The organism is Williamsia sp. (assembly GCF_016462415.1).
GTDB lineage: Bacteria > Actinomycetota > Actinomycetes > Mycobacteriales > Mycobacteriaceae > Williamsia_A.
The window spans coordinates 30224-40594 of record NZ_JAEMTF010000034.1 but is presented as its reverse complement, the minus strand read 5'-3'; the positions used below and the strand labels follow the sequence as shown (position 1 = coordinate 40594).

The 10371-nt window shown below is 67.7% G+C and carries 12 protein-coding genes; 4 read left to right on the top strand and 8 right to left on the bottom strand.

Annotated features, from left to right (window positions below; translation table 11 throughout):
* The 6 genes from JHC79_RS10655 to JHC79_RS10630 all read right to left on the bottom strand — a co-directional run.
* On the bottom strand, positions 1 to 510 hold a 510-nt coding region (locus JHC79_RS10655), incomplete at its 3' end, for a GNAT family N-acetyltransferase (protein ID WP_296390448.1).
* 119 nt (positions 511 to 629) lie between these two features.
* Entirely contained in the window at positions 630 to 1931 is a 1302-nt protein-coding gene (locus tag JHC79_RS10650; protein ID WP_296390446.1) for an HNH endonuclease signature motif containing protein, read from the bottom strand.
* Between the two features lie 195 nt (positions 1932 to 2126).
* On the bottom strand, positions 2127 to 3038 hold the full coding sequence (locus JHC79_RS10645) for a TIGR03564 family F420-dependent LLM class oxidoreductase (RefSeq protein ID WP_296390444.1): 912 nt from the start codon (positions 3036 to 3038) through the stop codon (positions 2127 to 2129).
* An 84-nt stretch (positions 3039 to 3122) separates the two neighbouring features.
* Entirely contained in the window at positions 3123 to 3311 is a 189-nt protein-coding gene (locus tag JHC79_RS10640) for a ferredoxin (protein ID WP_296390441.1), read from the bottom strand.
* Between the two features lie 96 nt (positions 3312 to 3407).
* A complete protein-coding gene (locus JHC79_RS10635) occupies positions 3408 to 3539 on the bottom strand; it encodes a hypothetical protein (protein WP_296390439.1) in 132 nt (43 codons plus the stop codon).
* A gap of 9 nt (positions 3540 to 3548) precedes the next feature.
* Complete coding sequence (locus JHC79_RS10630; RefSeq protein WP_296390436.1) at positions 3549 to 4316, bottom strand: DUF1684 domain-containing protein; 768 nt, start codon at positions 4314 to 4316, stop codon at positions 3549 to 3551.
* Positions 4317 to 4442: 126 nt separating this feature from the next.
* On the opposite strand from JHC79_RS10630, the gene JHC79_RS10625 reads away from it, so the two are divergent.
* The 4 genes from JHC79_RS10625 (at position 4443) to JHC79_RS10610 (ending at position 7425) form a co-directional block, all read left to right on the top strand.
* Positions 4443 to 5282 carry a sulfurtransferase gene (locus JHC79_RS10625; RefSeq protein ID WP_296390434.1) on the top strand — a complete coding sequence of 280 codons (840 nt, stop codon included), beginning with the start codon at positions 4443 to 4445 and terminating at the stop codon, positions 5280 to 5282.
* Positions 5283 to 5454: 172 nt separating this feature from the next.
* Complete coding sequence (locus tag JHC79_RS10620; protein ID WP_296390432.1) at positions 5455 to 5667, top strand: dodecin; 213 nt, start codon at positions 5455 to 5457, stop codon at positions 5665 to 5667.
* 72 nt (positions 5668 to 5739) lie between these two features.
* Complete coding sequence (locus tag JHC79_RS10615) at positions 5740 to 6483, top strand: alpha/beta fold hydrolase (RefSeq protein ID WP_296390430.1); 744 nt, start codon at positions 5740 to 5742, stop codon at positions 6481 to 6483.
* A gap of 156 nt (positions 6484 to 6639) precedes the next feature.
* On the top strand, positions 6640 to 7425 hold the full coding sequence (locus tag JHC79_RS10610) for an aldolase/citrate lyase family protein (protein ID WP_296390428.1): 786 nt from the start codon (positions 6640 to 6642) through the stop codon (positions 7423 to 7425).
* A gap of 65 nt (positions 7426 to 7490) precedes the next feature.
* Here JHC79_RS10610 and JHC79_RS10605 read toward each other — a convergent pair whose 3' ends face one another.
* Complete coding sequence (locus JHC79_RS10605; protein WP_296390426.1) at positions 7491 to 10007, bottom strand: molybdopterin-dependent oxidoreductase; 2517 nt, start codon at positions 10005 to 10007, stop codon at positions 7491 to 7493.
* Positions 10008 to 10041: 34 nt separating this feature from the next.
* On the bottom strand, positions 10042 to 10371 hold a 330-nt coding region (locus JHC79_RS10600; RefSeq protein WP_296390425.1), incomplete at its 5' end, for a nitroreductase family deazaflavin-dependent oxidoreductase.

Below are 10371 nucleotides of genomic sequence, written 5' to 3'. Positions count from 1 at the left end.
GACCTCGAAGCCGACGTTCTCGAACATCGACCGCGTGCCGACGAATGCCATGGTCAGGTCCATCCGGCCCGGCGGGTCGACCGGATACGTCTCGACGGCGGGTGCGCCATGAGATGCCGCGAACTCGACCGCGCCCTCGATGAGTCGGCTGGTCACGCCCTGCTTGCGGTGGCCGCTGCGCACGACCACACAGATGATGCTCCAGACCGGCGCGTCGTCGATGGGACGGATGAGACGGCTCCTCACCAGCCGTGGGATCTCCGCGCGTGGGCCGATGTTGCACCAGCCGACCGGCATGCCGTCGCGATAGGCGACGACCCCGGGCGGGTGCTCACGTTCGGTGAGACGACGCATCGCCTGCTCGCGACTTCCGTCGCCCAGTTCCTCGATCTCCGCGGGCTGGATCCGATGCGACAGGCACCAGCAGTGGGTCGCGCGACGGTTCGGGTTGATCACGTCGGCGAAGTCATCGAAGCGGTCGGGGGTGACCGGATGCGTCTCCCAGGTCATGGGAACACAGTGGTCGATCACCCCCGGCTCCGCAACCATTCGGCCGGTACACTCTGTGGAGTTGTCAAGGTGCTGATGCGGTCCCGCCTGGGCGGGTGCACGTATTCGGGTGGTCTGGGTCAGGCGGCGACGGGATCGTCGAGTCGCATCGTTCGTCGGTTGTAGGCAGGCAGTGCCCGGCGTTGTGGGTCGATGCTCGCCGGCGGAATGAGCCAGGGGTGACGGTCGGAGCCCATGACGATCTCCCATCCCGCGTGGTGAACCGCCGTGTGGCACGCCCGGCACAGCAGGCAGCCGTTGTCGAGGGTTGTGGGTCCGCCGTCGGCGTGGCGCTTGATGTGGTGCACATCGGTCCACGACGCGGGCCCGCCGCATTTCACGCAGCACCGGTCGCGGACGTGCACGGCCTTACGGACCGCACCGGTGAACAACCGCTTCGTGACCGAGACGTCCAGTGGCACCCCGTTGATGTCGAGCCCGACGAAGGTCACTCCCGCGTCGCAGGCGGCCAGACTTGCGGTGTGGTCGGTGATCGGCCCCATCCACTGCAGGCGGGCGGTGTCACCGCCGGCACCCTCCGCGCCCAGCGGGAGCGTCACGATCACCTCGGTCCGTGGCGGGGCGGACGATGCGTCCGGCGCGACACCGCGTACGCCGCACTCGAGGAGCTGGGCAAAGGCGTCCGCGCGACGACGTCCGACCGGGCGAGCGTCGTCGGACCCGTCGGGCTCGGGGCGCGGACGAGATGCGGTGTCGAGCGCGGTGATCAACCGTTCCCCGGTCAGTGCGTCCAGGTCGAAGGTGCCGAGCAACCGGCCATCATCGGCCTGATTCCACCCGAGCTCGTTCATCGTCGAGTTCTCCGCGGACGGCAGTCGGTCGAGAACCTCGTCGTTTTCTTGATCGGCATGCTGCGCAGTCTGTTCGATGGCGACCGCACGTGCGTGTTCTACGATCTCCGCGGGTGCCATGCCGGCGACAGCGCGTCCGATCAGACTGCCCTCGAGCTGATCGATCGCCGGGGAATCGACGGGCTTTCCGGTTCGGTGTGCCACGTGCTCGACTCCACGAGCGACCGCGTCGAGATGCTCTGCGGACAGGCTCCCGTCGCGACCGTGTCGCGAAAGGCGCGAGAGAACCTGCGCCGCACGTCCCAGGCGAATCAGACGCGAGGCCACAGCTGGTGCCACGCCGTTGACGGACAACAACTCTCGAAGCGTCATTCCGTTGCGTTTCGCCACGCCGACGCGCTCGGCCTGCGCTGTCAGTCGTGCGAGCACGTCGTCGGCGACGGCGCGTAAGGCAACCGCTCCTCGTATCGCGCCGACGATGTCGTTGTCGACATCGGCCACAATCGTCTCTCTGCAACCGAAATCGTCCGCCAAGGCGTTGGCGATGTCAGTAAGTGTTCCCCCACTCATGACCTCAATAGTACATGTGTTCGAACGAAGCGCAAGGGTTAAATGTATCGAATACTATTGAACAACACTGTATTTCACTCAGATCCCAGATCGGCCCGAGCACGGTACAGGCACCCACTGACAGAGATGTTGCACCGATACGAGTTGTGCACAACTGTCCTGAGATCCACAGACGGAAGCCTCTGCGACACCGCGCTAACCGAGCGCGGCGATGGTCTCTCGCTGTGTGTCCGAACCCAACAGATTGGTCTGGGTGATGACGACCTCGGTTGCGCCGGCATCGAGGTAGCGCCTGATACCGGCCCGGACGTGCTCGGCCGAGCCGACCAGGACCAGATCGGCTGCACTCTCGAGACCTTCTGCGGCCACGACCCGTCGGTACGACGGGATGGCGTCGTAGAACGACATCGATTCGGCGGCTGCGGTCCGTCCGGCCTCGACATCATCGGTGACGACTGCGGCGACGAAAGCGATCACGCGGACCGGCGGTCGACCGACGTCCTGGGCGGCGTGGTTGACCGTGGGGATGATCTGCTCGTCGAGAGTGCGCGGACCGGCCAGGAACGGCAGGATGCCGTCCGCGAGTTCACCGCTGGCGCGTAATGCTCTGGGGCCCATGGCCGCGACCAACAACGGCAGGTGCGTTCCCGCGCCGCCGACCGTTGTCGACAGCGGCGGGGCGGCGGTGATCAGGTCACCGTGATGGTCGGCCGTACCGGTCTCGACGAGCGAACGAGCGACGTTCAGGAACTCGCGTACCCGATCAACCGGCCGCTCATACGGGATGCCGAAGGCCGCTTCGACCAGATTCGGTGCCCCGAGCGCCAACCCGAGCTGGAACCGACCGCCCGTCGCGGCCTGCACCGTCTGCGCCTGCGAGACGACCAGCAGAGGGTGCCTGCCGAAGATGGGCACGGCCGACGTGCCGACGGTCAGCGACGGCACCTCGCGACCGACCACGCCGGCGAGGGTGATGGCGTCGTAGTCGAAACGTTGACCGAACCACGCCGACCCGAAGCCGGCGTCGGCCGCCACACGGGCGAGCTCCACGGTGGAATCGACCGCATTCGCGGTCCCGGACGGATTGAGAGCCACACCCAGGGTCATGTGGTGTCCAACCGCAGGCGGCAACCGGGGATTCCGGCCCGACCGCATTCCGATCACGGTGGATCCAGGTGTGGACCGGGCCGGTCAGATGATGGTGATCGCGCGTTCCGGGCAGTGTTCGGCAGCCTTGACCGCCCGCCGCTGCTGCCCCTTCGAGGGCCGGGCCATGGTCACGCCCGCGGTCCCGTCCTCGCGACGGGTGAACACGCGTGGCGCGAGCAGGGTGCACTGCCCGCTGCCGATGCAGGCTGCGGAAATGATCGCTACATCCAAGTCTCGGCCTCTCACGTGGGTGGAGGTCGATTGCATCCGGGATCAGGCGCGCGGAGAAGGGTTAAAACGCGTGAGGTCGTAAGTCGACCGCGGGAGTCAGTCCTCGTCGTCGGAGGTGCTGTTCTCGCGGGTGGCCATACCGCCGTGGCCCCCGTGGTCGGCCGGGCCCGGTGGGTTCTTCTCGACGTCGTCGGGATCGGCCGGGTGCTCGGAGCGTTTGTCGGTCATCGCGTGATGCTACGCGTGGTCGCCGGTGGTCCGAGGCACCTTCTCACCGGCCCGGATCGGGGCCGACAATCGATTCTGCGCAGGCGGCAGCGGGCAGAGATAGTGGTCGGTGAACGTGCTCGGCGGTAGGTAGGCGCGGTTGAAGTCGACCGAGACCCTGCCGTGGTCGTCGGGCGCGGCAGTGGTGACGAACCGGAACCGGGCCGTCTCCGAACCGCTGGTCGCATCGCTGAACGAGACCTGCAGACCGCCGCCCGCCACCGGGAACGCAGCGAGCGACTGGGCTTCCCCGTCGAGATCGACCTCGATGTGTCCCGCGAGCGGGTCGTCGAGGGCCGCGCCATCGGCGTGGTCGATGGTGATGGTCGCGCCGGCGTCGGCCGCGGTGAAACGTCCGTCGACCACCCAGGTCCGATCGGGCTCGTAGGCGTCGATGTCGATGAGCGCGGCACGTGTCTCGGCGGCGGGGTCGACGACCCGGATGGCGACGTCGTCGCCTCGGGACAGCACCCGCACCTCGAGGTCCGTCTCGCCGAGACGCCACGCGGTACCGACCTCGAGGTCGAGGGGCGCGCCGACGACTTCGGTTCCGATGACGTGACCGTCGCGCACCGACCACCGCCCCGGGACGCCGGGGTACTCGGTCGGCTCGCGTCCGAGCCAATGCGTCCCGGTGACCGCGGCCAGGCCGTAGGCCGCCTGTGCCGCACCGACCCGCTGGGCGTGCCACCGCTGCCAGTCCGTGGTGAAGGTGTCGGTGTCCTGGGTGATCGTCACGGTCGTCCTCTCGTGGGCGGAAGCCTTCTCAGCCGCGTCCAACGTCGGAGGTCGACGGATTCTTCCGCGGACGGCGACAGGGTGCGACCGCTGGCCGGGGCGCCCGTGCAGTGGCACCATCACGCGATGACCGATGTGACGATCACCGCCGATCAACTCCGTACCCGTCTCGCAGGGGGTGCCCCTCCGGTTCTGCTCGATGTGCGTTGGCAACTGGGCGACGACCGTGGCCACGAGCAGTATCGCGACGGGCACATCCCCGGCGCGATCTACGTCGACCTGAACACCGACCTCGCCTCGCCGGCCGGCCCGCAGGACGGCCGACACCCGCTGCCCGACATCGCCGCACTGCAGGAGGCGGCGCGGCGATGGGGCATCGACGCAGACTCGACCGTTGTCGCCTACGACGACAACGGCAATCAGGCGGCGGCCCGCGCCTGGTGGCTGCTGCGCTGGGCCGGTCTCACCGACGTGGTCCTCCTCGATGGCGGCCTCCGTTCCTGGCGGGACGCCGGGTTCGACATCGTCGCGGGCGAGGAGACGGCGTCCTCGCAGGGCACCGTGCAACTCGCGGCCGAGCATCTCTCGACCGTCGACGTGGACGGGGTCGCGACGGCCGAGGGGATCCTGCTCGATGCCCGCGCCGGCGAACGCTATCGGGGAGAGAACGAACCAATCGATCCCCGCGCCGGTCACATCCCGGGTGCCCTCAGCGCGCCCACGGCGGACAACCTCGACAGCGATGGCCGGTTTCGTTCACCGGAGGAGTTGCGCGCCCGTTTCGCCGCCCTGGGGGTCGAGCCCGGCACACCGACCGCGGTCTACTGCGGGTCGGGCGTGACGGCAGCACATCAGATCGCTGCCCTCGCCATCGCCGGTGTCGACGCCACGCTCTACCCCGGTTCGTGGTCGCAGTGGTCGTCGGATCCCGATCGTCCGGCCGCCACCGGTGCCGAGCCGGGCTGATCGCAGCAGCACGCTCCGGTGATCGGATCAGCCCGACCAGAACGCTGCGGGCGTTCGTCGAGCCGACCTAGGGTGAACGGGCGCCAGGTACGACCTGTTGCCGATGTCCAGACACGGGCGTGGCCGGAGGTCGCGCATCACCGTAACGACCCGTCACACAGGGAGAATCATCATGAGCGACAGCGTGTACCGCATCACCGAGATCGTCGGATCGTCGACGTCGAGCATCGATGACGCCATCAAGGGTGCCGTCACCCGCGCCAGCAGCACCGTCCGCAATCTCGAGTGGTTCGAGGTCGTCGAGACCCGCGGACACATCGAGAACGGTCAGGTCGCCCACTTCCAGGTCACGCTGAAGGTCGGGTTCAAGCTCGAGGACTCCTGACCTCCACGGTGTCGCACAGGGGGTTCGTCGGAGTGTCACCTGCCGACGACCCGTCTGTGCCACCATGCGGTGATGACCGTCGTTCTGGTGCACGGCAACCCGGAGACCGACGCGGTATGGGATCCGCTCGTGGCCACGCTGCGCCGCGACGACGTGGTTCGCCTGTCGCCACCGGGGTTCGGCGCGCCCCTGCCCGACGATTGGCCGGCCGGCTTCATCGACTACCGGGACTGGCTGGGCGCGGAACTGGCCCGGATCGACGGTCTCATCGACCTGGTCGGACACGACTGGGGCGGTAATCACGTCGTCTCGCTCATGATGCAGCGACCGGAACTCGTGCGCAGCTGGGCCACCGACATCATCGGCGTGTTCGACCCGGCATACGTCTGGAACGACGTGGCCCGCGTGTGGCAGACGCCCGGAGAGGGTGAGCGCCTCGTCGACGCGATGATGGGCGGCACGGTCGCCGACCGTACCGAGAACATGATCGCGTTGGGCATGACACCACCGGTCGCCGCTGATGTCGCGGCCGGCCAGGGACCGGAGATGGGACGTGCTCTGCTCTTGCTCTATCGGTCGGCGCGGCACCCCGCGCTGGCCGAGGCCGGGCGACACCTCGAGCGCGCAGCGGCGCGTCCCGGACTGTGTCTGCTCGCCACCGAGGACCACTACGTCGGCACCGATGAGATCCGGCGGCGCGCAGCCGATCGCGCAGGCGCCCGGACCGAGGTGCTCGACGGGTTGGGGCACTGGTGGATGGTGGAGGAGCCCGAACGCGGGGCGGCGGCGCTGACGGCGTTCTGGGATTCGTTGTGAGACAGAGCCGATCGCGGATCCACTGTGCTCGATTCAAACCTACTGTGCCGTCACGGTGCTCGTCGTCGTTGAGTTCATTATGTTCAGCTCCACCGCGTTGACGGAGGCACCCCGAGGACGCCACAGTGAGACCTACGCTACAGAGAGGTCTCACACGTGGACGCCATCACATTCGCCCGACGTATCCGCAATCGCGAGGACTCCATCGGTTACTGGGTGACGCTCGACGCGCCGCCCGCGACCGAGCGGATCGCACGCCTCGGCTATGACTTCGTCTGCCTCGACGAGCAGCACGGGATGATGGGCTACTCGGGGATCCTCAACGGGATACTCGCGATCGACGCGGGCCGCTCCGCCGTCGGGATGGTCCGCGTCGGGGAGAACTCCGAGCGGCTGATCGAGCGCGCCCTGGACGCGGGCGCGGTGGGGGTCATCGTCCCGATGATCAACACTGCGGAGCAGGCCGCCCACGCTGTCGCGGCGACCCGCTATGCGCCGCAGGGTGTTCGGTCCTACGGACCCGCCCGGTCGGCGCTGCGCATCGGGCCACGTCCGGCCGACGCCAACGACTCTACTCTCGTCATCGCGATGATCGAGACACTCGAAGCGGTGCGCTACATCGAGTCCATCTGTGCCGTGGACGGTCTCGACGGCGTGTACGTCGGCCCGTCGGATCTGTCCATCGCACTCGGCGGGGCATTCCCCTACGACCCCTCGGTCGACGACGCCTACGAGCAGGCGTTGCGCTCGGTGGCGGACGCCGCCCGTACCGCGGGCGTCGCCGCCGGTATCCACGCGCCCGACGGTCTCACCGCCGCCCACCGCATGAGCCGCGGTTACACCTTCGCCTGCATCGCCAACGACCTCACCCACCTCGAGATCAGCGCCGCCACCCATCTCCATGCTGCGCAGGCCCGGCAGTCGGTGGACCAACTGCGTTGACGGGCCGACGGATCGGGCGGCCGCGTCGGCCGGCCGAGATGGGTCAGCGCACGATGATCACCCGATCACCGCGCAGTGAGGGGTTCGATGCGTGCGGGCACGTTCTTGTGCCAGGGATTCCCGAAGAACTTGTCGCGTCGGTCGACCGACGTCAGCTCGTTGAGCGCGACCCCGACCACCGATTCACCGTCCGCACCGGGATAGGAGACACCCATCCCGTTCGGGAGTGAGACGTGTCCGATCTGCATCATGTCGCTCACCTCGACAGGGGTCACCGCCTTGCCGGTCGCGGTGATCAGCTCGACCATGTCACCGGTGTCGATTGCCAGACGAGCGGCGTCGGACACCGAGATGCGCAATGCGCCCTGTTTGTCGCGTCGTCGCCACTCCGGGTCGCGGATGATCACGTTCGCGGTGAACGACCGACGCTCCCCGGCGGAGAGGATGAACGGGAACTCGTCGGTGGTGTAGCAGGGCTCTCGGGCGTCGATCAGTGCCATCTCGTCGAGCAGCTCGGGAATCGCGAGATGGATGCGGCCGTCGTCGTGCTGGATGTACTTCCACGCGTCGTCGTACGAGTCGTCGGAGAACACCACGCCCTGGTGCGTTGAGCAGATCGCATCGAACAACTGCTCCGCCTGCTGCGCGCCGTCACCGGTGAACCCGGCCCGCCGGACGGCGTCGGGCTGCGCGATACACGCGAGGTACGCGAGACCCCAGACCATGGCGGTCGATTCACGACCGGGACCCAGCGTCGTCCCGAGCGTCCGATAGAGCAGGTAGGGGAGCAGGCCGGTGAGTTCGGGACGCTGTTCGATGGTCGAGAACAGTGTGAGCGCGAACACCGACCGACCGACGCGCGCGGCTGCGGTCAGCGACTCGACGATGTCGGCGTCGACGACGTCGAGTCGGTCGATGATCGCCGCGTAGATCTCCGGCTCCGAGCGCGTGCCCGGGAGCGGCGGCATCAACGGGTTGCGCATCTGGAAGGTGTTGTGCGGGAAATGCAGTGTGAAGAAGGAGGTCTCGTACTTCTCGAACTGGCTCGCCGCCGGTAACACGTAGTCGGCCTCCCGTGCGGTCTCGGTGAGCGCCACGTCGAGGACGACCGATAGTTCGAGGCTGTGCATCGCGGTGCGGAACCGATTCGAATCAGCCAGGGAATGCAGCGGATTCGATGCGTCGATCCACATGGCGCGAAGGCGGTCGGGATGATCGGTTAGGATCTCGTCGGCGATCGAGTTGCCGGGGATGAGGCCGGACACGATCCGGGCCCCGGTGACCGGGGTGGTTCCGAACTGCACCGAGTTCGCCGCCGCCGCGGCGATCGGCCTCGCCGCCGTGACGCCGACCGAGGTGAAGAATGTCGACAGGGCGATGGTGGCGATCCGCTCCGCCACGGCGCCTGCGGTCGTCGAACCGTCGATCCGACGGAGTCCTCGCCGCAGTGCACCCGCGCCCCACCGCATCGCGCCGAGACCGACGACCCGCCGGGCCGTCTGCAGTCGCGGTGTCGTCTCCGGCTCCACGGGGAACCATCGACCGGCGATCGGGAACATCCACGAATGGATGTGCATACCGCCGGGGGTGGCGAAGTTGCCGGTGAGAATCCACAGCATTTTCTGCATGTACGACGACACCGTGCTGTTCGGTGACTGCTGGACTCCGAGGTCCTCATAGGTCGCCACCGAGGCTGCGCGCGCGATCCGTCGAGCCGCCGCCCGGATCGAGGCCTCGGGAACACCGCAGCGCCGTGCGTAGTCCGGGATGTCCATCCCACCGAACAACGTGAGGATCTCGTCGAGACCGGTGGTGTGGGCCGCCAGCCATTCGGTGGCGATCAACCCCTCCTGGACGAGGACGGCATCCAACGCGGCGAGACACCAGACGTCGGTGCCCGGCTTGACCTGAAGATGGTGATCGGCCATGGCGGCCGTCTCGCTCCGGCGGGGGTCGATGACGATGATCGCCCGCTCGGGATCACGAGCCATCTCCTTGAGGACCGGACGCGTCCGTGCGATGCCGTGCGATTGCCACGGGTTCTTCCCCACGAACACCGCGACCTCGGAGTGGTCGAAGTCGCCCGAGGTGTGGTTGCCGTACATCTGCAGATCGACCCAGCCCTCGCCGGTCTTCTCCTGCGCCAACGCGTTGGACATGTACTTGGCTCCGACGGCGTTGAACAGCGCTCGACCATGGGCGCCGCCGAGGTGATTGCCCTGTCCGCCACCGCCGTAGAAGAAGATGCTCTCGCCGCCGTGCCGGTCCGCGATCGACCTCAGCCGTTCGGCGATCTCGTCGAGCGCGGTCTCCCAGTCAATCTCCTCGTAGGTCCCGTCGGTTCGTCGACGCAGCGGGGTGTCGATCCGGTGCGCACCGTTCTGGTACCGGTCGAGGCGCAGCGGCTTCTCGCACGTGTACCCCTGCGAACCGGGGTGTTCCTTGTCGCCACGGATCTTCGCCAGTGCACCGTCTTTCATCAGTACTTCGAGGCCGCAGTTGCACTCGCAGAGAATGCACGCGGTCTTCTGCCACTGCTCCGGCTCCACCGGTGGGGTGGGGTTCGGGGGTTGCTGGTTCACGTCGTGGCCCTTTCGGTCGGAGTACGGGTCGGGCTCAGTCGGTGAAGGTGATGCGCACCGAGACCGGGGTGGTCTGCAGAGCGCGGAAGGTCGAACCGATCAACCGTCCGATGACGGGGTTGTCGGAGAAGCTGCGCGCGCGGGCGATGACGTCGTCGTCGGGGACGAACGCCGCGGTGGCGGTGCGCCACCGCGTGCCCTGACGGACCCGTACCGCCGGATCGGCGGTGATGTTGGCTCCCCATCCGGAGCGGGTGCCGTGCTGGGAGATGATCCATGCACCGGTCTCGTCGAACGTCGCCGACACGGGCACCTGCCGTCGCAGACCGGTCTTGCGTCCGGTGGTCTCGATGTCGGTCATCAG

Bases quoted from the DNA above. Each gene is read 5' to 3' on its own strand.
- JHC79_RS10620 (WP_296390432.1), top strand. From the start codon at position 5,455: ATGAGCGACAGCGTGTACCGCATCACCGAGATCGTCGGATCGTCGACG.
- JHC79_RS10650 (WP_296390446.1), bottom strand. From the start codon at position 1,931: ATGAGTGGGGGAACACTTACTGACATCGCCAACGCCTTGGCGGACGAT.
- JHC79_RS10615 (WP_296390430.1), top strand. From the start codon at position 5,740: ATGACCGTCGTTCTGGTGCACGGCAACCCGGAGACCGACGCGGTATGG.
- JHC79_RS10645 (WP_296390444.1), bottom strand. From the start codon at position 3,038: ATGACCCTGGGTGTGGCTCTCAATCCGTCCGGGACCGCGAATGCGGTC.
- JHC79_RS10635 (WP_296390439.1), bottom strand. From the start codon at position 3,539: ATGACCGACAAACGCTCCGAGCACCCGGCCGATCCCGACGACGTCGAG.
- JHC79_RS10625 (WP_296390434.1), top strand. From the start codon at position 4,443: ATGACCGATGTGACGATCACCGCCGATCAACTCCGTACCCGTCTCGCA.